Raw genomic sequence first — 22392 nt, 5'->3', positions numbered from 1 at the left:
ACCGTGCACGGTGCGGACTCACCGTCGATGTGCGCACTCAGCAGGCCGGGCCGGGCGGGTTCGCTCGCCAGCGGCGGCTCGGATCAGGTGAGGATCCCCAGCCGGTAGCCGCTCGCGACGGCCGCGGCGCGGTCGGTCACGCCGAGCTTGGTGTAGATGTGCACCAGGTGCGTCTTGACGGTGGCCTCGCTGACGAACAGGTCGCGGGCGATCAGACGGTTCGACCGGCCCTGGGCCACCAGTGCCAGCACCTCCCGCTCCCGGGCGCTCAGGGCAGCGCTGCGTTGCGGGCTCCGCACGTGCGAGGCCAGCCGACTCGCCACCGCGGGCGAGAGCACGGCCTCACCGGCCGCCGTCGAGCGGACGGCGGCCACCAGGGTCTCGGTGGGCGCGTCCTTGAGCAGGTAGCCGGTGGCGCCGGCCTCGACAGCGGCGATCGTGTCGGAGTCGGTGTCGTAGGTCGTGAGCACCAGCACGCGAGCCGAAGCGCCACGGCGGCGCAGCTCACGCACCGCCTCGACGCCGCCGCCCCCAGGCATGCGCAGGTCCATGACGACCACATCCGGCTGCAGCGCCGCCACCAGCTCGACCGCCTCGGGACCGTCCGACGCCTGCCCGACGACCTCCAGACCGGGGGTCGAGGACAGGGTCGAGGCGACGCCGTCGCGGACCACGGGGTGGTCGTCGGCCACGACGATGCGGATCATGCAGCGCTCCGCTCCAGGGCCGGCAGCCGCACCGAGATCGCGGTCCCGGCCCCCGGCGCCGCCTCGACCTCCAGCGTGCCGGCGAGCCGATCCGTGCGCTGGCGCATGCCGCGCAGCCCGAAGCAGGTCGGCCGCGTCGGGCCCTCCGGGTCGAAACCGACGCCGTCGTCGCGCACGTCCAGGACCACCTCGTCGTCGTCGTAGGTGAGCGTCACGCCCACCCTGCTCGCCGAGGCGTGCTTGATCACGTTGGTGAGCGCCTCCTGCGTGATCCGCAGCACCGTGGCCTCGACCTCGGGGTGCAGCGGACGCGGCTCCCCGGCGAGCACCGCCTGCGCCCGCACGCCGTTCGTGGCTCCCCAGGAGCTGACCAGCGCGGACACCGCTTCCGGCAGCGAGCTCGCGCTCAACGGTTCCGGCACCATGTTCATCACCGACCGCCGCGCCTCGGCCAGCGCCTCCCTGGTCAGCTCCCGGGCCCTGCCCATGCGCGCCCGGACGGCGGCCGGGTCCGTCTCCTCGTGGGCCGCCTGGAGCTGGGCGAGCACACCGGCCAGCGACTGCGCGATCGTGTCGTGGATCTCGCGGGCCAGGCGCTGCCGCTCCTGCTGCACGCCGGAGGATCGTGCCTGCACGATCACCGTCTCGTGCAGCTGCGCGTTCTCGGCCAGCGCCTCCTCGAGCTCGGCGTTGAGCCGCTCGAGCTCGCTGATCGTGGCGGCGCGCTCGGTGTTCGACTCCGCCATCGAGTTGCCGTAGCTGGCGAACACGGTCGCCAGACCGAGGTTCACGACCAGCAGCACGACCCAGAGCGCCGCCTGCCCGTCGAGGACGAGCGGCAGCCGGCCGCTCTGGCCGGTCGCCATGATCGCCGCCGAGAACCCGAGCGCGAGCCAGCGCGCCCGGCCGCGGAAGATCACGTGCGCGTCGATGTACCCGACCCACGCGAAGATGCAGAACAGCGGGTTGAGCAGCGTGAGCGCGAGCGCCAGCGCGGTCCGCCCCACGTAGAAGCCGACCGACCACGGGCGCTTCTCGCTCAGCTCTGGCCGCGCCACGGTGAACCACCACAGGTACACCGCCGCGACGACGGCGAGCGCGAGCTGGGCGACCAGCCGCGCCGTGGGCGTGGTGGTCCCCATCGAGGGACCGGCGGCCATCGCCGCAGCCGTCGCGACGACGAGCGCCCCGAATGGCACGACCGTGATCCACCGCTCCCACCGCTCAACGCTCGATGAGGCAACCACGGCCCGATCCTCTCACTCCCACCGGAACGTGCGGGAGGCGACGCCGTAGGTGATCGTGATCCACACGAGCATCACCGCCAGATGCTGGGGTTCGGGAACCTGCCCGGCCATCGACTGGTAGAGCGCCTGCGAGGCGGCGCCCAGCGGCGTCAGCTCCACGATCTGCTGCAGCATCCCGCCCATGCCCTGCACGGGGAACCACACGCCGGCCGTGAACATCGAGGGGAAGAACACGAGCATCCCGATCGCCATCCCGATCCGCGCGTTGGGCGCGACCGCCGTCACGATCGCGCCGAGCCCGAACGACGCGAGCAGCGCGAGCACATACGTGAGCACGTACCACCCGGGGGCGGCCGGGAGGGGCGTGTCGAAGAGCAGCCGCGACACGGCAAGCAGCAGCACGGTCGAGGCGGCGACCGCGCCCGCGTGCATCGCGACCTGGGCGCCGAGCAGCACCAGCGGCCGCACCGGGGTGGTGCGCAACCTGCGCAGCACCCCGCTCTCGCGGTAGCCGAAGACCACGGGCGGCATCGACATGATCGCCGCCATGATCATCGACAGCAGCACGCTGATCGGCACGTACAGGTCGAGCACCCGCATGCCGCCCAGGTCGGGATCGGGGTCGCGGAACCCGGGCACCACACCCATCACGCACGCGAGCACGAGCGGGAACGCCACGATCCAGAAGAGTGAGGCCGGCTCGCGGGCGAACAGCGTCGCCTCGGTCTTGAGCACCGCGGTCGTCGCAGGCTTGATCAGGGTCCGGCTCATGATGCCTCCACCTTGTCGTTGGTCTCATCGGTCAGGTCGAGGTAGGCCACATCGAGCGAGCCTGCGATGACACGCAGCTTGCGCGGCACGATCCCGTGGCCGGCGAGCGCCGTGAGGACACCGAGGACCACGTCCTCGCCGCCCTCGACCACCACGCGGTCGCCCTCGGCACGCACGGCGGCGACGCCGGCGACACCTCGGAGAACCTCCAGGTCCATCGAGGCCGCCTCGAAGCTCGTGATCGTCGCGACACCACCGGACTGGACGAGCTCCTCGGGCGTGCCGAGGGCGCGCACGCGGCCACGGTCGATGATCGCGATCCGGTCGCACAGCTCGGAGGCCTCCTCCATCGAGTGCGTCACGAGCACGACCGTGACGCCGCCCTCGCGGAGGTCGCGGACCAGCTGCCAGACCTCGCGCCGCGCGCGGGGGTCGAGCCCGGTGCTGAGCTCGTCGAGGATCGCGACCCGCGGCCGTCCCACGAGCGCCAGGGCTATCGAGAGCCGCTGCTGCTGACCCCCGCTGAGCTGGCCGAAGCGCTGGTCGAGATGCTCGGCCAGCCCGAGCTGCGCCGCCAGATCGGCCCAGGGCACCGGGTCGTCGTAGAACGCCGTCCACAGCTCGAGCGCCTCGCGCACCGTGATCTTCGGCTGCAGCTTGCTCTCCTGGAGCTGGACACCCAGCACCTGCACCAGCGCCTCGCGCTCGGTCCACGGGTCGAGGCCGAGCACACGGATCCTGCCCGCATCGCCGGTGCGCAGCCCGGCGATCGACTCCACCGTGGTGGTCTTGCCCGCCCCGTTGGGGCCGAGGATGCCGAAGATCTCACCGCGCTCGACGGCGAGGCTCACCTCGTCGACCGCGACCTTGCTCCCGTATGTCTTGCGCAGACCCTCGACCAGGACGGCGGGGTCACTCGTGTCGGCTGTCATACCCCCAGCATCGAGACCGACGCCGGTGCGCACATCACGCAGGTGGCTGCGCCCTCATCAACCGATCGATTGACCCCCGAGGCCGGTCTCGCTGCGCTATCCCCTGAACCCGCCCGGTCATGGACTACCTCGAGCTCGGGGTTCTGCTGACTGTCAGCGCTTGCGCTTGGCTACCGCCGGGTACTCGACGTCGATCGCGCGCGCGGAGCGGAACCCCCGCAGCGCGACGAAGATCATGGCGGCGATACCGAGCAGCACGAGCACGAAGCCGACCATCACGAGCATCGGGTTGCCGCCCTCGCTCGCACCGAGCGCGACCAGGGGCAGGAACGCGCCGAGCCCGATCGCGGGGACCGCCGTGCCGATCACCTTCTCGGCCCTGCTCCACAGCGGCGAGATCCACAGCAGGATCGCGCCCACGATCAGCGCCAGTGCCGGCAGCAGGAACATCAGGAAGAACGAGCCGAGACCGATGAGCAGCAGCACCACGAAGGGCAGCCAGCGGCGGGTCATCGAGGGTCGCGGCGCCGCGTCGTCGGGCCACTCCATCGCCGGGATACTGGAGAGGTCGAAGTTCCGTTCGGTCGTGGGCCGGGGCGTGCGCTGGACCGCCGCGGGCGCCTGCGCGCTGACGGCTGGCGTGCTCGACGACGCCGTCTGGCCGACCTGCTCGCTGACCGGGGTGCGCCCCGCCAGGGCCTCCTGGGCGACCGACTCGACCGACCCGATCCCCTCGAGGATGTGCACCATGTCGGCGTCGCTGGGCTCGCGCCCGAGCGCCGCGACCGCTGTGTCGATACGGTCGCGGACGCCGTCGATGACCTCGATGCGCTGCAGCGCGGTCAGGGGCCGCAGCAGACCTCCGAGATCGTCGAGATAGGCGGCACGGCGCTCCGACGCATTCACTTCGAGGTCTCCTCCTGGGGCGGGATCAAGCGACCGACACTCATGGCACGGACAACAAGAAAACACCGTGCGCTCGCCGGTTGGATCAGCCTACGGTCACATCCATGGCTCTCATGACCGCGATGGTGCGTCGTGTCCGGGTATCGCTCCGGGTCGCGACGCCGATGGGGCTGGCACCCGCTCAGCCCTGACTGGGCCGAGCGCGTCGTGGCCTCGGCGGGCGTCCGCCCCGGCGATCTCGTGCTCGACCTCGGCGCCGGCGACGGCGCGCTGACCGCTCCCCTGGTCGCTGCCGGGGCGCGGGTGCTCGCCGTCGAGCTGCACGCACGGCGGGCCGCCGCGCTGCGCGAGCGGTTCGCAGCGGCTGACGTGCGGGTCCTTGAGCTCGACCTCGCCGAGCTCCGGCTGCCGTCGCGGCCGTTCCGTGTGGTGGCGAACCCACCGTTCGACGGCGCGACCACCCTGGTGCGCTCGCTGCTCGCCGCACCCGGGATGCTCAGCGCCGACCTCGTGCTCCAGCAGGCCGCGGCCCGGCGCTGGGCGGAACGGAACCGCGTGCGCAGGCGTCGGCTGCGTGTCGGCCTCCGTGTGCCTCGATCAGCGTTCCGACCGCCGCCGCGAGTCGACGCCGCCGTGCTGCAGATCCGGTAGTCAGCTCGTTCCCTCACCCGCAGAGACTCGTCTGCGCTCGTCGGCAGCACACGGCCGCATGCGGGCCGTGACATCGTCACGCTAATTGACATTGCCTACTAGTGGGCATAACTTGTGCGCATGAGCACGTTCGAGCGGGACCCCCAGCTCCTCAAAGGCGTGCTGCCGATACTCGTCATCGGCCTGCTGGGGACTGCCGAGTCGTACGGGTACGAGCTGGTGACCCGGCTCCAGGCAGCGGGCCTCGAGGGCATCGCCACCGGCACCGTCTACCCCACCCTGAGCCGGCTCGAGCGCGAGGGCAAGCTGACCTCGCACCTCGTGCCCTCGCCGTCGGGCCCTGCCCGCAAGTACTACCGACCCACCCCGGCCGGGGAGGCCCACTACCGCGACGCGCTCGCCGCCTGGGGCGACCTGGGCGGCGTGGTGCACGCCGTCGCCGCCCAACGAGAGGAGCACCAGTGAGCACGCTGTCGCTGACCGACCGCCTCCGTCGATGGAGCTACCTGCAGGATGTCGAGCTCTGGCTCGACCCGATGTCCCGGCGCCGCCGCCGTGAGGTGCTCCACGAGCTGCGCACCAACCTCGCCGACGCTGCTGCCGACGTCGGGATGCCCCGGGCGATCGAGGATCTCGGGAAGCCGCGCGCCCTCGCTCGTGAGCTGGTCGAGGCCGAGCCCCGACGGCGGCCGTCCTGGTCGTTCGGGGTGCTCGGTGCGGGCGCGGTGCTGTTGATCGCGATGCTGGCCGGCATGGGCTACCTGTTCGGCCTGACCGACGGCGTGCTCGGCGCCGGCGGCGGCACCGTGGAGGGGAACTTCCTCGGGGTGCACATCGTCGCGGTCGCGACCGACGCCGAGCTCTCCTGGAGCTTGTCCGGCTGGTCCTGGCCGGTCACCATCGCTGCGCTGATCGGCTTCCTCGTCGCGTCTGCCGCCTGGCGGGCGCTGCCGATCCGGCGGTAGTGCCAGCCGAGCACGAGCCGGTCGCCCGTGCGCTCAGCAGACGGAGGCGGGCAGGTCACCGACCTCGACCGGTAGCCGGCCGGGTGCGCTCGCAGCGCCCGTGAGCACGGCGACGGCGGCCGCCATCGCCTCGGGCGTGCTGCCGTAGGCCGCGACCTGGGTCTGCGCCGGAGATGCTGCGAGCGGGTAGGGCGAGTCCAGCGCGATCGCGACATCGGCGGCGGCCGAGCCGTCGGAACCTGCGGTCAACAGCCGCACGTCGGTGTCGGCCGGCTGCTCCAGCGGCACCACCTCGAGCCCGGCCTCCTGGGCGGTGGCCACGAACGCGTTCCAGACATCCTCCGTGCCGCCGCGCACGTGGATGCGCGGGCCGGCGAGCGAGCCGGAGCACTCCCCCGCGACGAGCGTCACTGCTGCCGCCGCGAGGTCCGCGAGCTCAGGAGCGCTCGCGCCGACGTCGGCCGGTTCGGCACCCGCCCGCTGCGCCAGCTCCGCCTGCCACCGCACCAGCGCGATCACGCGGCCGGCCGCCTCGGTGAGGCGATCGCGGCTCAGGCTGCCGTCGGCGAGCGCGCCGAGGATGCCGTCACGCGCTGCCCGCAGATCGGTCGGCCCCAGCAGCAGGTCCGCCCCGGCGATGAGCGCCTGCGCGGCGATCTCGCCGTCGCTCCAGGTGCTCGTGAGCGCCCCCATGTCGAGGCCGTCGGTGACCGCCACGCCCGTGAACCCGAGCTCGTCCCGCAGGTAGGAGTACGCAGCGGGCGAGAGCGACGCCGGCACACCCGGGTCCCAGTCGCTCACGGCGATGTGGCCCATCATCACCGCCGGCACACCGGCCTCGACCGCGGCCTCGAACGGGACGAGGTCGCGCGAGGCGAGCTCCGCCGTGGGGATGTCGAGGACCGGGAGGCTCTCGTGGGAGTCGACGTCGAGGCTGCCGTGGCCAGGGAAGTGCTTCGCGCTGGTGAGCATGCCGCCGGCGCTGAAGCCCTCGTACGCGGCGACCACGGTCTGCGCGACCCGGTCGGGGTCCGAGCCGGCCGAGCGGCTCCCGATCGTGACATCGGAGGGGCCGACCGTGACATCGGCGTCCGGCGCGAAGTTCATCGTGATCCCGCTCGCCAGGAGCTCGCGGCCCATCGCCTCGTAGGCGGCGGAGACCACCTCGGGGCTGCCCGATGCCGCGCCCGCGACCTGGAACGGCGGGAACGTGGTCCACGGCCCGGTCTGCGCCGAGAGGCGCTGCACGATGCCGCCCTCGTTGTCGACCGAGACGATGCCCGGCCAGTCGCGTGTGGCGCCCACGGCCTCCTGCACGGCGTCGCCGACCGCGATCATCTGCTCGAGCGAGGCGACGTTCCCGGCGAACACGATGACGCCGCCCAGGCCGAGATCGGTCACGGCCGCACCCGCCGCGGCGGGGTCGGTGCCGCTGAAGGTGCCGATGAGCACCTGACCGGCGGCCTCCTCGTCGCTGAGCGCAGCGGCATCGGTCATCGCCTGCTCGAGCTCGGCCTCGGTGGGCCCCCAGGCCAGGGTGGGCTCCGCCGTCGGGGTCTCGCTCGGGGTGGCCGAGGGCGAGGTGGTCGAGGGCGTGGGCTCGCCGGACGAGGTCTGATCGCCGCCCCCGTTCGGGTCCGTGCAGCCGACGAGCACGAGTGCGGCCGCGAGCGCGGCGAGGGCGAGTCGGCGACGCGTCATGCGGCGCTCATCACCACCTGCGTCAGCGGCATCTGGGAGTCGATCGTGATGTCCAGCGGCGAGGCCGGCAGCCCTGCCTGCACGACGGCGGAGCCCAGTGCCGCGATCATCGCGCCGTTGTCGGTGCAGTAGCGGATCGGGGGGATCCGCAGCTCGATGCCGGCCGCTTCGAACCGTTCCGCCGCGAGCCCCCGGAGGCGCGAGTTGGCGGAGAACCCGCCGCCGACCACGACCGTGTCGACCTCGTTCAGCTCGCACGCACGGAGGGTCTTGGTGACCAGGACATCGGCGACGGCCTCCGAGAAGGAGGCTGCGACGTCGGCCACGGGGATCTCCTCGCCCCGATCCTCGAACCCTTCGACGACCCGCGCGACCGCCGTCTTGAGACCCGAGAACGAGAAGTCGTAGGGGTGGCGCTGGAGGTCCTTGGGGCGCGAGAGCCCGCGCGGGAACGCGAACGCCTCGCGATCGCCCGCGGCGGCGGCGCGGTCCACGTGCGGGCCGCCCGGGTAGGGCAGGCCGAGCAGGCGGCCGACCTTGTCGAAGGCCTCGCCGGCGGCGTCGTCGAGGGTCTGACCGAGCTCGGTGACGTCGGTGGCGATGTTGCCCACCCGCAGCAGCGAGGAGTGCCCGCCGGAGACCACCAGGCCGAGGAACCTCTCGGGGAACGGGCCGTGCACGAGAGCGTCCACGGCGACGTGCCCGATCACGTGGTTGACCCCGTGCAGCGGGATCCCGAGCCCGAGCGCGAGGGCCTTGGCGGAGGCGACTCCGACGGCGAGCGAGCCGCTCAGCCCGGGGCCGGCCGCGACCGCGATGGCGTCGACATCCTCGAGCGCGACGCCGGCCTGCTCGAGAGCTGCCTCGAGCGTGGGACCGAACGCCTCGAGGTGCGCGCGCGACGCGACCTCGGGCACGATCCCGCCGAAACGGGCGTGGTCGTCCATCGAGGACGCGGTGACATCGGCGAGGAGATCGAGCCCTCGGACCAGCGCGACGCCGGTCTCGTCACAGGTGCTCTCGATCCCGAGAACGAGCGGTGCATCAGACACCCGAGCACCTTACGCTTCCCGCTGCCACTCGCCCTGCCGGCTCGCCCTGCCGCCACACACCCCCGCCCATCGAGTTCGGTGCAGACCGGCGAGTTCGTCTGGCACACCCGACGAGCTCGGCGGTCGGGGACGAACTCGGCGCCGTGGTCGGGCCAGTCAGGTGACGGACGAGCCGGGGCGCTCGATGCCGGTGGCGACGGGGCGGGCCTCGTCGGCCGACCACTGCGACCAGGAGCCGGGGTAGAGCTTCGCGTGCACGCCGATCGTCTCCAGGGCCGCGATCTCGTGGGCGGCCGTGACGCCGGACCCGCAGTAGACCGCGACCTCGGTCTCCTTCTCGATCCCGACGGCGGAGAACACCTCGTTCAGCTCGCCCCCGGACTTGAAGGTCTGGTCCTCGCGGAGGTTGTCCGTGGTCGGGGCGCTGACCGCACCGGGCACGTGCCCGGCGCGGGAGTCGACCGGCTCGACCTCGCCGCGGTAGCGCTCGTCGGCGCGCGCGTCGAGGAGCACGCCACGCCCGGGCAGGTCGGCCACGTCGTCGGCCTCGGCGACCGGCATGTTCCCCGGGGTCAGCACGACCGAACCGGGGGGTACCTGGACGTCGCCGTCCTCGAGCAGCCCGCCCTGGCCGATCCACGCCTGCAGCCCGCCGTCGAGGATCCGCACGTCGGTGAGCCCGCCCCAGCGCAGCAGCCACCAGGCGCGTGCGGCGGAGGTGCCGCCGGAGTCGTCGTACACGACCACCGGGTCGCCGTCGTCGATCCCCCAGCGACGCGCGGCCGCCTGCAGGTCCTCGAGATCGGGCAGCGGATGACGCCCCTGCTCGGGGCTCGGCGCGGCGGCGAGATCCTGGTCGAGGTCCACGAAGAGCGCACCGGGCAGGTGGCCGAGGCTGTAGGCGCGGTGACCGTCGGGATCGGCGAGCGACCACCGCACATCGAGCAGCACCAGCCTGGCGTCCTCGACGAGCAGCGCGCGCAGCTCCTCGGCGTCCACGAGCACGCCCTTGCGCAAGGTCTCCTCGGTCATCTCACCCCTCCCGATCGCGTCACACTCCGCCCGCCATCGTAGGGCGCCGCCCGGTCTCCGCGTAGGTTGGCGCCATGCAGCGAGCACGGGCGAGCGCGGCCGCCGCCGCGGCACTCCTCCTGGCGGGCCTGCTGGGCTCGTGCGACCTCGTCACCGATCCCAGCCCCGATCCGAGCACGACGACGGCGCCCACCTCCGACCCGACACCCACCGACACGGCGGCCGGGGCCGAGGTCGAGGACGCGACCGCGTCCGGGGAGCCCACCGAAGCCGACCCCACCACGCCCGCCGAGGAGGATCTGCCCGGCACGGTCGTGGAGGGCTACCCGGAGGCCGGCACCAGTCTGCTGATCGTGGGCGTGAACGCCCAGGAGATCCTCAACCTCCGCATCGGGCCGGGGATCGAGTTCGACTCCATCGCCCGGCTCGCGCCCGACACCCCGCTCGTCGCGACCGGCCGCAACCGCGACCTCGGCGGCGGGGCCGGCATCTGGTACCAGGTCCGGGCGGGCGACGACGTCGGCTGGGTGATCTCCCGCTACGTCGCCGAGCCCGGCGCGAGCCGCGATGTCACCGACACCTTCGACCCGCCCCCGACCGGTGACAGCCGCCGCGCCCTGATCGACGCCGTGGTCGCCGCCTGGGACCAGACCGGGTCTCCGCAGGCGATCGTCGTGTACGGACCGATCGTGGTGCAGGAGAACCTGCAGGTCCGCATCGACGTGCTGGTCAAGGGCGACGACTCGGTCCTCGGCGCCCGCCTGTTCGTGGTCGCCGCGCAGGCCGACGACACCTTCACCGTCACCCGCGTCACCGCCACCCAGCTGTGCGCCCGCGGTGTCTCGGGCACCGGCGACTGCGCGTAGCGCGCCGCCCGCCCGGCCCTGAGTGCGCACACCGACGGTGAGAGCGCACTGTGCCGTGTGCGCAGTCACCGTCGGTGTGCTCACTCACCGCTCCTAGGCCCGCTGGAGCCGCACCGTCACCACCTGGAACGGGCGGAGCTGCAGGCTCACGGTCCCACCCTCGACCGTCTCGATCGCCGACGGCGCCACCACCGTCTCCTCGCTCAGCGGCCGCTCGTGCAGGTCGACCTCGGTGACATCGGCGACGTCGAAGGAGGCGGCGAGCTGCGCCGTCGACCGGGCACCGTGCGGCTCGTAGAGGCGCACGACGACGTCACCGCTGCCGTCCTGCGCGAGCTTGACCGCCTCGACCACGGCTCCGCCGTCGAGGTTCACCAGCGGCTCCACCGGTGAGCCGGTGATCTCGCGCAACGGCAGGTTGGCGGCGTAGCCGGCCGCCATCGCGTCGTCGACGCTCGCCCCCGGCACGAGCACGAAGCCGAACGAGTGCGTGCCGTGATCGGTGCGCGGGTCCGGGTACCCAGGCCCGCGGAGCAGGCTCGCGCGCACCATGTGGAACGTGCCGCCGCCCTCGCGCGGGTGCCGAGTGAGGTCGTAACCGTAGGTCGCCTCGTTCGCGAGCGCGACGCCGTAGCCGGGCTCTGCCACGTGCAGCCACCGGTGCGCCCACACCTCGAACCGGTAGAAGTCCCACGAGGTGTTGGTGTGCGTGGGGCGGGTGAGATGCCCCATCTGCACCTCGTAGCGCGCGTGGTCGGTGTGCACGTCCACGGGTAATCCGAGCTTGAGGAACTTGTCCTTGGCCGCCCACTCCACCTCGACCCCGATGTGCACGCCGGGGTCGTCGGCGCGCAGCGTCACGGTCTGGGTGACCGGCCGACCCTCGAGCGTGCGCCGCACGGTCACGGTCGCCGAGCCCGCGTCCGAGGAGCTCTCGATGGCATCGGCGTGCGCGATGTCGACCACGTTGTTGCGGTAGAACGGGTCCACGTCCCACGCGTCGTAGGCGTTAGGGAAGTCCTGGTGCAGCTGCAGCAGGTTCCCCCGCTGCCCGGGCGGCACGACCTCGCGCTCGTTCACCTTGTCCCAGATGCTCGTCAGCAGGCCGTCGCCGTCGATGCGCACCCTGAGCGCCTCGTGCTCCAGCACGTAGCCCTCGCCGTCCTCCTGGACGCCGACGGCGGAGCTCGCCTGCTCGATCACCGCACCTCCCAGCGCGGGCACCCCCGCGCGGGCCAGCGGCCCGGCGTTGAACGAGATCGGCTGATCGCCGGAGCCGGCCAGCAGCTGCTGGGTCTCGCCGATGATCTCGTGGAGCCGCTCCTGCACCTGGGCGTGCTCGGCGAGCATGTCGCGGTAGACCCACGAGATCGAGCTGCCCGGCAGGATGTCGTGGAACTGGCCGAGCAGCACCGTGCGCCACAGCTGCTGGAGCTCGGCGGCCGGGTACTCGTAGCCGGCGCGCACGGCAGCCGTGGTGGCCCACAGCTCCGCCTCGCGCAGCAGGTGCTCGCCGGTGCGGTTGGCCCGCTTGATGCGCGCCTGCGAGGTGTACGTGGCGCGGTGCATCTCCAGGTACAGCTCACCCACCCACACCGGGGGGTTCTCGTACTCGGCGACGGCGGCCTCGTAGTAGGCGCTCGGTGTGGTCACCGTGACCCGCGGCGAGCCCTCGAGGTCCGCGGTGCGCGCTGCCTGGGCGAGCATCTCCCGGGTGGGTCCGCCACCGCCGTCGCCGTGCCCGAACGGGATCAGCGCGGTCCCCGCCGCACCCTTGTCGCGGAAGTTGCTGGCCGCGTGGTGCAGCTCGCGGGCGGACAGGTCGGAGTTGTAGGTGTCGACCGGCGGGAAGTGCGTGAGGATGCGGCTGCCGTCGATGCCCTCCCAGTGGAACGTGTGGTGCGGGAAGTCGTCGACCTGGTTCCAGGAGATCTTCTGCGTGAGGAACCAGCGCGCACCCGCGAGCCGCGCGAGCTGCGGCAGCGCGCCCGAGTACCCGAAGGAGTCCGGCAGCCACACCTCCTGGCACCGGAAGCCGTACGCCTCCTCGAAGAACGCGGCGCCCTCCACGAGCTGGCGCACCATCGCCTCGCCGCCGGGCAGGTTCGCGTCGGACTCGACCCACATACCGCCGACCGGCACCACGACACCCTGCGCGACGGCGGTCTGCAGCCGTGCGAACAGGTCCGGGTGGTCGGCCTGCAACCACGCGGAGTGCTGCGCGGCCGGGAAGGCGAACACGATGGGCTCGCCGTCGTCGGCGAGGCGCAGCACGTTCGCGATCGTGCGCGCGACCTTGCGCCGGGTCTCCCGGACCGGCCACAGCCAGGCCGAGTCGATGTGCGCGTGCCCGACGGCGATCGCCCGGTGCGCGCTGCCCTCGGCCGGGCGGCTCATCACCTCGGCCAGCCGCGCGCGCGCCGCGGTCGCGGTGGCGGGGACGTCCTGCAGGTCGAGCGCGTCCATCGCTCGGTCGAGCGCCACCCGGAGCTCGGCGCGGCGGTGCGAGTCCTCCGGGAGCGTGAGCACGAGGCCCTCGAGCGCCTGGACATCCCTCACCAGCTCACGCACCTCGCGGTGCACGCGCACGATGTCGGCACGCAGGAGCTCGTACTGCCGCTTGGAGTCGCTCGTGAGCACGTCGCCGCGCTCGGTGCTCGACCAGGAGTTGATGACCGGGTTCGAGGCGGCCTCGAGGTAGACCTGGAACCGTCCCTCGGCGTCGAGCTCGACCGGGATCCAGGTGTTCCGGGGATGGATGCCCTTGATGATCGAACCGTCGGGGCGGTACACCGTGCCCTCGCACTGGAAGCCCGGCGAGTGATCGGCCCAGCCGAGCTCGACCACGACCTCGAGGTCGCCGTCGCGGTCCTCCGGCGCGACCACCCCGGTGAGCCGGAACCACGTGGTGCCCCACGGCGGGCCCCAGCTCGAGCCGACCTCGAAGGGCTGGTAGTCGGCGGCGAGCCCCTCGGTGACAGGGACCGGCTCGGCCTGCCCCACCACGCCGGAGGCTGCGACCGGCTCCCACACCTCGACATCCAGCGGCACCACCACGCTCGTCGCGGCCGGCGCGATGCGGTCGGAGAGATGACGGGCGACGCGCTGTGCGTCGATGGGCTCATGACGATGCATTCCGGCTCCTGTGCTGGGGTCGCGTTGTGCGGTCGGGTCAATCCTTGCAGCGTTGGACGACGGATCGAAACATCCCCCGCTCCCGCGCCCGCAGCCGCGAGCCGCTCCCACGAGACCGTCGGTACGGCACGAGATCGTCGCCGCACGAGGGCGATCTCGTGCCGCATCGACGATCTCGTGACCAGGCCAGCCGCTGACCGGACCACGACCTCAGTGCCCGCTGGACGACGGTCGTCACCACAATGTCCCCGTTGCAATGCTGTGTGACACACACTATGGTGTGACTCATGAACACCGACGACCCCGACATCACCGCGGGCCACCTCCAGGAGCTACGGCGCGGCACCGTCGTGCTCGCGGCCCTGGTGGTCCTGCGGGAGCCCGGGTACGGGTACGCGCTCCTGGAGTCGCTGACCGACCAGGGCTTCGCCGTCGATGCCAACACGCTCTACCCGCTGCTGCGGCGCCTCGAGAAGCAGGGCCTGCTCACCAGCGAGTGGAACACCGAGGAGGCGCGACCGCGCAAGTTCTACCGCACGAGCGAGGAGGGCACCCGCCTCGCCCATGACCTGATGACCGACTGGCGCCGCCTCGATCAGCACCTGCGCGCCCTCACCGAGGAGACCTCATGAGTACGTTGACCGAGCGCTACGTGCACGCCGCCACGCGCTTCGTCCAGAGCACCGACGAGCGCGAGGAGCTCAGGCTCGAGCTCCAGGAGCGCATCGACGACACCGTCTCCGCCCTTCGTGCGGAGGGGCACGACGCCGAGGAGGCCGAGCGTCAGGCGCTGACCGACCTCGGTGACCCGCTGCTGCTCAGCGATCAGTACCGGCAGCGCAACAGCCACCTGATCGGACCGCGGTACTTCTACACCTACGTGCGGGTCCTCCTGATCGCGGTGTGCACGTCCGCGCCGATCGTCGCGGTGATCTCGGCGCTGCTCGAGTGGTCCGACGGCGGCGACGCCGGCGACGTGATCGGAGGCGGGATCTCGGCGGGCCTCTCGATCGCCCTGCACGTCGCGTTCTGGACCACGCTCGTGTTCGCCGTCCTCGAGCGGGTCGTGCCGCAGCCCCCGGGCGCCTGGAACCCGGACATGCTCCCCGAGGCTCCCGGCACCGGTGGCGGCTCCCGGCGTTCGGACATGATCGCCTCGCTGGTGGCGCTGGCGATCGGAGCGGTCGCGCTCGTGTGGCAGCACCTCGGCTCGCCGGTCTCGGGCGCCGACGGCCGCATCCCGATCCTCAATCCCGACCTGTGGGTCCCATGGTTCGTGCTGCTGCTCGTGGTGCTGGTGGTGGAGGCCGTGCACGCGGTCTGGCTCTTCCGCCGGGGATGGACCTGGGCGGTGGCGACGGTCAACGCCGTGATCGCGGTTGCCTTCGCGGCGATCGTGGTGCCGCTGCTGCTCACGCACCGCGTGCTGAACCCCGAGCTGCTCGAGCACCTCGGCTGGACCGGTCAGACCGAGCGCGGCGATGTGGTGGCGGCCGCCGTCATCCTGCTGATCACGGCCTGGGAGGTGGCGGCGGGGTTCGTCCGGGCAGCGCGGCGCCCTCGAGGTCGGCGCGCATGACCACGCCGTCCACACCCTCGAGCTGGTAGTACCCCGGGCGGATCCCGATCTGCTCGAAGCCGAACCGGCGGTACAGCTGCTGCGGCCCGTCGTCATCGGCGCGGACCTCGAGAATCATCGAGGTCGCGCCATGACGGCGGGCCGCCTGCATGAGCTCGGCGAGCATCATCGAGGCGTATCCCCGCCGCCGGGCCTCGGGAGCGACACCGATCGTCATGATGTGGCTCTCCTCGGCGATGAGCGCACCGGCGTAGCCCACCAGCACGCCCGCCTCCTCGACGGCGACGTACCGCCTCCCGGCCGCCCTGAACTCTTCCTCGTACATCCCCCGCGTCCAGGCTCCCGGACCGAACAGGATCACCTCGAGCTCGAGGACGCGGTCGACGTCTGCTGCGGTGAGCGGCCGCAGGACGGCCGTCATGTGGCGCGCTTGCGCCCGGTCCCGACGTGCACGTCCGGTCGGCGCAGGTACATGGGTGCCAGCGGCGTGGGCGCGCCCACGCGCTTGCGCGCACATGCCACCGCCACGAGCCCCATCGGCGTCACAGTCGGCTCCTCGCTGCCCTCGCTCGCCAGCTCGGGGTACAGCGTCGTGCCGGGGCCGACCGCCCGGGCGCGGTGGGTGGAGAGCCAGTCGAGCACGTCCGACGGCGGTCCGACCGCTGGCCCGTGCACGCACCAGTCCTCGTCGGCAGGGCCGAGCCCGCTCGCGTAGGCAGCCCAGTAGACCTCGCGGCGGCGGGCGTCGGTGGTGACGACGACCGAGCCGGTCGTGGCCCACGCGATCGCGTCGAGAGAAGAGACGCCGCGGACGTCGCAGCCGGCACCGCGCGCGAAGGCCACCGCGCTCGCGATCCCGACGCGCAGGCCGGTGAACGGGGCGGGGCCGGTGCCGGCCACCACCGCGTCCAGGTCGGAGGGCCTGAGCCCGGCCTCCTCCAACGCCCGCCCGATCATCGGGGTCAGCGCCTCGACGTGCCCACGGGGGTCGGGGTTGCGAAGCGAGGACAGCTCGAGGAGAGCTCCGCCGTCGGGCGCTTCGACGACGCCCACCGTGGTTCCGCCCGAGGTGTCGATCGCCAACCAACGCATGGGCTCCACTCTAGGAGCGTGACCGGCCGCCCCGCGCCGCGGCGCGGTGAGACGGATCCCACGCTCGAGGCCCTCGGGCAACGCCATCGGTTTGCTGCTGCCCCGGGCGTGGATCCTGGGTCACCCCTCGCCCGGCTCGTCCCCCCGGATCGCGACCCCGGCCCAGCGCGGCCCGTGCCCCGTGACGCGGGCGACCCGGGTGTCGGCGGCGCCGTCGCCACCACGGGGCCGCTCGAGGCGGATCTCGAGCCAGTTCTCGCTGAGCTGCTCGACCAGCCCTTCGCCCCACTCGACGACCGTGACCGAGTCCTCGAGCGTCGAGTCGAGATCGAGCGCGTCGACCTCGTCGAGCGAGCCGAGGCGGTAGGCGTCGACGTGCACGAGGTCGGGTCCGTCGCCGAGCGAGGGGTGGGCGCGCGCGATGATGAACGTGGGTGAGGCGACCTGGCCGCGCACCCCCAGCCCCGCGCCGATGCCCTGCGTGAGGGTGGTCTTGCCGGCACCGAGATCGCCGACGAGGACGACGAGATCGCCCGCGCGCAGCACGGTCGCGAGCCGCTCGCCCAGTGCTCGGGTCTGCTCGGCGTCCGGGAGGTCGATGGTCGTGCTCATCCCAGGTACTCCCGCGGCACCCGCGCGCCCACGCGGGTGACGATCTCGTAGTTGATGGTGCCGACAGCCTCGGCCCAGTCCTGCGCGGTGGGCTCGCCGTCGTCGCCGGGGCCGAACAGGATCACCCGGTCGCCCGCGGCGGCCTGCGCCTCGCCGATGTCGAGGACGAGCTGGTCCATGCAGACGCGGCCGGCGATCCGGTAGCGGTGCCCACCGAGCTGGACCTCGGCGACGTTGCTGGCGTGGCGAGGGATGCCGTCGCCGTACCCGAGCGGGACGACCGCGAGCTGCGTGTCCGAGCGGGTGGTGTAGGTGTGGCCGTAGGAGACGCCCTGACCGGCGGGGGCGTCCTTGACCACCGTGAGCTCGGCCTCCAGACGCATGGCCGGGCGCAGTCCGAGGCGGCTCGGCTCGACGCCGGGGAGCGGGGACAGGCCGTAGGAGGCCAGCCCCGGGCGCACGAGGTCGTAGTGCACCGCCGGCTCGGTCAGGGTGGCGGCGGAGTTGGCGAGGTGGCGCACCTCGAGGTGCGCGCCCGCGGCCTCGGCGAGTCGGATGCCCTCGGCGAACACCTCGAACTGGGCCCGCACGCTGTCGTGGTCGACCTCGTCCGCACGCGCGAGGTGCGACCAGACACCGACGACCTCGACCAGCCCCTCGGTCTGTGCCGCCACGGCTTCCTGCAGCATCAGCGTCCACTCGGGCAGGAACTGGCCGCTGCGACCCATCCCGGTGTCGAGCTTGAGGTGGATCCGCGCCGGCCTGCCGGCCTCGGCCGCGGCTGCCCGCACCTCGCCGAGCGCCCACGGCGCGGGGACGGAGAGATCGATGTCGGCACTGATGCACTCGGCCAGCGGCGCTCCCGGGGCGTAGAGCCAGGCGAGCAGCCGGCCGGTGTCGCCGGCGTTGCGGAGCGCGAGCGCCTCGCTGAGCTGGGCGACCCCCAGCCAGCTCGCGCCGGCATCGCGCGCGGCCCGTGAGACCGGGATCAGGCCGTGCCCGTAGGCATCCGCCTTGACCACCACCATCACCTGCGCCGGCCCGGCGTACTCGCGCAGCCGCTCGACGTTGCCGCGGATCGCCGACAGATCGACGCTCACGCGCGCCGGGTACGAACTCACCTCGTCAGTGTGCCAGCCCGCCCGCCTCACCCCCGCGTTCAACACCGAGCTCGCTGCTCCCCGCCCCGACTACCCCAGCAGCGCGCGGATCGTGGCCGGGAGGGCGTCGACGACGTCGGTCGCGACGATCGGCGCACCGTTCGACGCCGCACGACCGGCGCGGCCGTGGACGAGCGCGGCCAGGGCGGCCACCCGGGCGACCGAGACATCCGGGAGCCCCGCCAGCAGCGCGCCGAGGATGCCCGCGAGGACATCGCCGGAGCCGGCGGTGGCGAGCCAGCCGGTGCCGTCGGCCTGGGCGTAGGTCTCGCCGTCGGGTGCGACGACCACCGTGGTCGCACCCTTGAGCAGCACGGTTGCGCCGGTGAGCTCGGCCGCGCGGGCGGCCCAGCGGCGCGGATCTTGCTCGACAGCCTCCCGATCGATCTGCTCGCCCCTGGCTCCCAGGAGCGTGGCGAGCTCGCCCGCATGCGGGGTGAGCACCACCCTGACACCGGCCAGCTGTTCGCCGGGAGGCAGCAGGTCCAGGGCACCCGCATCGACCACCAACCCGACGGCGTCCCTCACCGCGGTCTCGATCGTTGCCGCGATCTCGGCGCGGCGGGCGTCGTCGTCGGGACCGATGCCCGGACCGACCACGTAGGCCTGCACCCGCCCGGAGCCCGGGACGACCTCCGGCCAGCGGGAGAGCACCAGCTGCTCGGCGCGCTCCGGACCCAGGTATCGCACCATGCCGCAGCCGGTCCGGAGCGCGCCGCCGGTGCAGAGCACGGCCGCCCCGGGGTAGCCGGCCGAGCCGGCGAGCACACCGAGCACGCCCCGGGTGTACTTGTGGTCCGCGAACCCGGGGACCGGCCAGAGGTCGGCGGCATCGGCGGCGAGCAGCCTCGACACCGTCGGCATCTGAGCCGCGAGATCCTCGTCGAGGCCGAGCGCCACCACCTGCACCTCACCCGCCAGTCGGTCCCCCGGCGGCAGCAGCAGCCCGGCCTTCGCGCCGCCGAACGTCACCGTGAGATCGGCGGCCAGCACCGGCCCCGCAGCCGCGCCCGTGTCGGCGTCGACACCGCTCGGGATGTCGACCGCGATCACCACCGGCGGCACCGGTGCCCCGTCGGCCACCGCCGTGAGCACCTCGACGATCTCTGCCGCCGCACCCCGCAACGCACCCCGCACGCCGATGCCGGCGAGCGCGTCCACCCACACGTGCGCATCCTCGGCCGCGGCCGCCAGCACGCGGCCCGAGGGGTCGGCGCCGACGTCGAGGATCTCGACCCCGGCAGCCCGCGCCGCGTCCAGTCCCCCGGCGTGCACATCCGACCGTGCCAGCGCCACGCTCACCCGCGCGACCGACGCCAGCACCGCGGCCGCGTACAAGCCGTCGCCACCGTTGTTACCGCCACCGACGAGCACCAGCACCGCGGGGTCGGTCTCGCCGGCCAGCCGCAGCCGTACCGCCTCGGCCACCGCGTCGGCGGCGCGGAGCATCAACGGCTCCCCCGCTGCGAGCGCCGGCGCCTCAGCAGCACGGATCGCCTCGGCCGGGTAGCCGCGGATCATCGGGAACCCCCGCCGCTGGCGATCGCGATCGCCGAGGCGATGCCGGCGTCGTGCGAGATCGACAGGTGCCAGTGCGTGACCCCGAGCCGATCCGCCACCTCGGCAACCGTGCCGGTGATCTCCACCCGCGGCGGCCCACCGACCACGCGGTGCACGGTGCAGTCGTGCCACCGCATGCCGCCGGGGGATCCGAGCGCCTTCGCGATGGCCTCCTTGGCCGCGAACCTGGCCGCGAGCGAGTTCGGCGGCAGATCCCGCTCGGCCGGGGTGAACAACCGTTCCCGCAGCCGGGGTGCCCGGTCGAGCGCGAGCAGGAACCGGGTCACGTCCACGACGTCGATCCCCACCCCGACCACGGACCCAGCCGGGCCCGGGGACGCAGGGGGAGCTCCGCCGTCGGAGGTCATGACCTACTCGACCGTGACGGACTTGGCCAGGTTGCGCGGCTGGTCGACGTCGAGGCCCTTGGCGCTGGCGAGCTCGGCCGCGAAGATCTGCAGCGGCACCACGGTGACGAGCGGCGCGAGCAGCGTGGGGGTCTGCGGCACCCGGAAGACGTAGTCGGCGAACGGCTCCACGCCGTCGTCACCGTCCTCGGCGATGACGAGCGTGCGTGCACCCCGCGCCCGGATCTCCTGGATGTTGGAGATGACCTTGCCGTGCAGCTGGTCGCGGCCACGCGGCGAGGGCACGATCACGAAGACCGGCTGCCCCTCCTCGACCAGGGCGATCGGACCGTGCTTGAGCTCACCGGCCGCGAAGCCCTCGGCGTGGATGTAGGCGAGCTCCTTGAGCTTGAGCGCACCCTCGAGCGCCACCGGGAAACCGACGTGCCGGCCGAGGAACAGGACCGTGGGCACGTCCTTCATCTCGCGTGCGACCTCTCGCACCTGCTCGGCCTGGTCCACCATCCGCTGCACCTTCTCCGGCATCGCGCGCAGCTGCGCGAGGTCCTCGGCGATCTCGTCCGGGAACTTGTTGCCGCGCAGCTGGGCGAGGTAGAGGCCCAGCAGGTAGCACGCGGTGATCTGCGCGAGGAACGCCTTGGTGGAGGCGACGGCCACCTCGGGGCCGGCGTGCGTGTAGAGCACCGCGTCGGACTCGCGCGGGATCGTGGACCCGTGGGTGTTGACGATCGCCAGCACCTTGGCACCCTGCTCGCGGGCGTGCCGCACCGCCATGATCGTGTCCATGGTCTCGCCGGACTGGCTGATCGCGACCACGAGGGTGCGCTCGTTCACGACCGGGTCGCGGTAGCGGAACTCGTGCGCGAGCTCGACCTCGGTGGGGATCCGGCACCAGTGCTCGATCGCGTACTTGGCCACGTGGCCCGCGTAGGCGGCCGTGCCGCACGCGATCACCACGATCTTGTCGACGCTGCGCAGCACGGACTCCGGGATCCGCATCTCGTCGAGCACGAGCCGGCCGTCCTCGGCCGCGCGCCCCAGCAGCGTGTCGGCCACCGCCTGCGGCTGGTCGTGGATCTCCTTCTCCATGAAGGAGGAGAAGCCACCCTTGACGGCGGCGCTCGCGTCCCAGTCGACCGTGAACCGCTTCGCCTCGGCCGGGTTGCCCTGGGCGTCGGTCACCTCGACCTTGTCGGCCGTGATCGTCACGACCTGGTCCTGACCCATCTCCATCGCCTCACGCGTGTACGCGATGAACGCGGAGACGTCGGAGCCGAGGTAGTTCTCGCCGTCGCCGAGGCCGATCACCAGCGGGCTGTTGCGACGCGCGCCCACCACGGTGCCGGGCTGGTCCGCGTGCACGGCGAGCAGCGTGAACGCGCCCTCGAGGCGGGCCACGGTGGCGCGCATCGCCGTCGTGATGTCACCGGTCTCGGCGTGCGCGCCGGCGAGCAGGTGCGCGACGACCTCGGTGTCGGTCTCCGAGAGGAACGTGACGCCCTGCTCGATCAGCTCCCGCTTGAGCTGGTGGAAGTTCTCGATGATGCCGTTGTGGATCAGCGCCAGCTTGCCGCCACCGGCGAGATGCGGGTGCGCGTTCGCGTCCGTGGGACCGCCGTGGGTCGCCCACCGGGTGTGCCCGATCGCCGAGACGCCCGCCGGGATCCGGCGCGAGTCGAGCTCGGAGATCAGGTTGGTCAGCTTGCCCGCCTTCTTGGCGCTGGCCAGTCCCTCCGGCGTCACCACGGCGACTCCCGCCGAGTCGTAGCCGCGGTACTCCAAGCGTCGCAACCCCTCGATGACCACCTCGAGAGGACGATCACTGGGCGTGTCAGGGCCGACGTATCCCACGATGCCGCACATGAGGGACAAGGGTAACGGCGCCGTCACGGCTTTCCGCATCCCGCTGTGCGCGCGGCGCCCCGGACCCCACGCTCCCTCACGGTGGCGACCACACGAGGGAGCGGATCCTGCGGCGACGCGCGTGGGCCCCCTCATCGCGCCCCCGCAAGCTGGGCCCTACGCCACCACTGCGACCGAACGCGGCGCGGCTTGG

Annotated in this window: 22 protein-coding genes; 6 read left to right on the top strand and 16 right to left on the bottom strand. The window is 72.7% G+C overall.

Annotation, left to right across the window (positions count from 1 at the left end):
- Positions 1 to 83: 83 nt before the first annotated feature.
- The 5 genes from GPA03_RS11770 to GPA03_RS11750 form a co-directional block, all read right to left on the bottom strand.
- Complete coding sequence (locus GPA03_RS11770; RefSeq protein WP_156252212.1) at positions 84 to 707, bottom strand: response regulator; 624 nt, start codon at positions 705 to 707, stop codon at positions 84 to 86.
- Positions 704 to 1954, bottom strand: coding sequence for a sensor histidine kinase (locus tag GPA03_RS11765; protein ID WP_156252211.1), 1251 nt, complete (start codon positions 1952 to 1954; stop codon positions 704 to 706). Before GPA03_RS11765 ends, GPA03_RS11770 begins: the two co-directional genes overlap by 4 nt.
- Before the next feature lie 12 nt (positions 1955 to 1966).
- Entirely contained in the window at positions 1967 to 2725 is a 759-nt protein-coding gene (locus GPA03_RS11760) for an ABC transporter permease (protein WP_156252210.1), read from the bottom strand.
- Positions 2722 to 3657 carry an ABC transporter ATP-binding protein gene (locus GPA03_RS11755; protein WP_156252209.1) on the bottom strand — a complete coding sequence of 312 codons (936 nt, stop codon included), beginning with the start codon at positions 3655 to 3657 and terminating at the stop codon, positions 2722 to 2724. The genes GPA03_RS11760 and GPA03_RS11755 overlap by 4 nt, the downstream gene beginning before the upstream one ends.
- Positions 3658 to 3810: 153 nt before the next feature.
- Positions 3811 to 4563 (bottom strand): APC family permease, encoded by a 753-nt coding sequence (locus tag GPA03_RS11750; protein WP_156252208.1) that lies wholly within the window; start codon positions 4561 to 4563, stop codon positions 3811 to 3813.
- Positions 4564 to 4695: 132 nt separating this feature from the next.
- On the opposite strand from GPA03_RS11750, the gene GPA03_RS11745 reads away from it, so the two are divergent.
- The 3 genes from GPA03_RS11745 to GPA03_RS11735 all read left to right on the top strand — a co-directional run bounded on the left by GPA03_RS11745 (position 4696) and on the right by GPA03_RS11735 (position 6179).
- On the top strand, positions 4696 to 5214 hold the full coding sequence (locus GPA03_RS11745; protein WP_156252207.1) for an rRNA adenine N-6-methyltransferase family protein: 519 nt from the start codon (positions 4696 to 4698) through the stop codon (positions 5212 to 5214).
- Between the two features lie 120 nt (positions 5215 to 5334).
- On the top strand, positions 5335 to 5679 hold the full coding sequence (locus GPA03_RS11740; protein ID WP_156252206.1) for a PadR family transcriptional regulator: 345 nt from the start codon (positions 5335 to 5337) through the stop codon (positions 5677 to 5679).
- Positions 5676 to 6179 (top strand): HAAS signaling domain-containing protein, encoded by a 504-nt coding sequence (locus GPA03_RS11735; RefSeq protein WP_156252205.1) that lies wholly within the window; start codon positions 5676 to 5678, stop codon positions 6177 to 6179. The genes GPA03_RS11740 and GPA03_RS11735 overlap by 4 nt, the downstream gene beginning before the upstream one ends.
- A gap of 33 nt (positions 6180 to 6212) precedes the next feature.
- On the opposite strand, the gene GPA03_RS11730 is transcribed toward GPA03_RS11735, so the two are convergent.
- From GPA03_RS11730 to GPA03_RS11720, 3 genes are all read right to left on the bottom strand, one after another.
- On the bottom strand, positions 6213 to 7880 hold the full coding sequence (locus GPA03_RS11730; protein ID WP_156252204.1) for a glycoside hydrolase family 3 N-terminal domain-containing protein: 1668 nt from the start codon (positions 7878 to 7880) through the stop codon (positions 6213 to 6215).
- Entirely contained in the window at positions 7877 to 8932 is a 1056-nt protein-coding gene (tsaD, locus tag GPA03_RS11725; RefSeq protein WP_156252203.1) for a tRNA (adenosine(37)-N6)-threonylcarbamoyltransferase complex transferase subunit TsaD, read from the bottom strand. Before tsaD ends, GPA03_RS11730 begins: the two co-directional genes overlap by 4 nt.
- Positions 8933 to 9088: 156 nt before the next feature.
- Positions 9089 to 9964 carry a sulfurtransferase gene (locus GPA03_RS11720; protein WP_156252202.1) on the bottom strand — a complete coding sequence of 292 codons (876 nt, stop codon included), beginning with the start codon at positions 9962 to 9964 and terminating at the stop codon, positions 9089 to 9091.
- 74 nt (positions 9965 to 10038) lie between these two features.
- Here GPA03_RS11720 and GPA03_RS11715 point away from each other — a divergent pair, with 74 nt between their 5' ends.
- Positions 10039 to 10830, top strand: a complete 792-nt coding sequence (locus GPA03_RS11715) for an SH3 domain-containing protein (RefSeq protein WP_156252201.1) — start codon at positions 10039 to 10041, stop codon at positions 10828 to 10830.
- A gap of 93 nt (positions 10831 to 10923) precedes the next feature.
- On the opposite strand, the gene GPA03_RS11710 is transcribed toward GPA03_RS11715, so the two are convergent.
- Positions 10924 to 13965, bottom strand: a complete 3042-nt coding sequence (locus GPA03_RS11710; protein ID WP_156252200.1) for an alpha-mannosidase — start codon at positions 13963 to 13965, stop codon at positions 10924 to 10926.
- 287 nt (positions 13966 to 14252) lie between these two features.
- Here GPA03_RS11710 and GPA03_RS11705 point away from each other — a divergent pair, with 287 nt between their 5' ends.
- Together GPA03_RS11705 and GPA03_RS11700 are read left to right on the top strand one after the other, a co-directional pair.
- Complete coding sequence (locus GPA03_RS11705; protein ID WP_156252199.1) at positions 14253 to 14597, top strand: PadR family transcriptional regulator; 345 nt, start codon at positions 14253 to 14255, stop codon at positions 14595 to 14597.
- Entirely contained in the window at positions 14594 to 15544 is a 951-nt protein-coding gene (locus tag GPA03_RS11700; RefSeq protein ID WP_156252198.1) for a permease prefix domain 1-containing protein, read from the top strand. Before GPA03_RS11705 ends, GPA03_RS11700 begins: the two co-directional genes overlap by 4 nt.
- Here the strand turns inward: GPA03_RS11700 and rimI are convergent.
- The 7 genes from rimI to glmS all read right to left on the bottom strand — a co-directional run bounded on the left by rimI (position 15477) and on the right by glmS (position 22199).
- On the bottom strand, positions 15477 to 15965 hold the full coding sequence (gene rimI / locus GPA03_RS11695; protein WP_156252197.1) for a ribosomal protein S18-alanine N-acetyltransferase: 489 nt from the start codon (positions 15963 to 15965) through the stop codon (positions 15477 to 15479). The two genes, GPA03_RS11700 and rimI, sit on opposite strands and share 68 nt — an antisense overlap.
- Positions 15962 to 16636: a tRNA (adenosine(37)-N6)-threonylcarbamoyltransferase complex dimerization subunit type 1 TsaB gene (gene tsaB / locus GPA03_RS11690; protein ID WP_156252196.1), complete on the bottom strand. Its 675-nt coding sequence runs from the start codon at positions 16634 to 16636 to the stop codon at positions 15962 to 15964. Before tsaB ends, rimI begins: the two co-directional genes overlap by 4 nt.
- 120 nt (positions 16637 to 16756) lie before the next feature.
- On the bottom strand, positions 16757 to 17248 hold the full coding sequence (gene tsaE / locus GPA03_RS11685; protein ID WP_156252195.1) for a tRNA (adenosine(37)-N6)-threonylcarbamoyltransferase complex ATPase subunit type 1 TsaE: 492 nt from the start codon (positions 17246 to 17248) through the stop codon (positions 16757 to 16759).
- Positions 17245 to 18369, bottom strand: coding sequence for an alanine racemase (gene alr, locus GPA03_RS11680; RefSeq protein ID WP_156252194.1), 1125 nt, complete (start codon positions 18367 to 18369; stop codon positions 17245 to 17247). The genes tsaE and alr overlap by 4 nt, the downstream gene beginning before the upstream one ends.
- 69 nt (positions 18370 to 18438) lie before the next feature.
- A complete protein-coding gene (locus tag GPA03_RS11675; RefSeq protein ID WP_156252193.1) occupies positions 18439 to 19929 on the bottom strand; it encodes an NAD(P)H-hydrate dehydratase in 1491 nt (496 codons plus the stop codon).
- Entirely contained in the window at positions 19926 to 20336 is a 411-nt protein-coding gene (locus tag GPA03_RS11670; RefSeq protein WP_156252192.1) for a holo-ACP synthase, read from the bottom strand. The genes GPA03_RS11675 and GPA03_RS11670 overlap by 4 nt, the downstream gene beginning before the upstream one ends.
- A 3-nt stretch (positions 20337 to 20339) precedes the next feature.
- Positions 20340 to 22199 (bottom strand): glutamine--fructose-6-phosphate transaminase (isomerizing), encoded by a 1860-nt coding sequence (gene glmS / locus GPA03_RS11665; protein ID WP_156252191.1) that lies wholly within the window; start codon positions 22197 to 22199, stop codon positions 20340 to 20342.
- Positions 22200 to 22392: the final 193 nt, after the last annotated feature.

It is taken from the genome of Pseudactinotalea terrae (assembly GCF_009733845.1).
Lineage (GTDB): Bacteria > Actinomycetota > Actinomycetes > Actinomycetales > Beutenbergiaceae > Pseudactinotalea > Pseudactinotalea terrae.
This window is presented reverse-complemented; position numbering and strand designations above follow the sequence as displayed.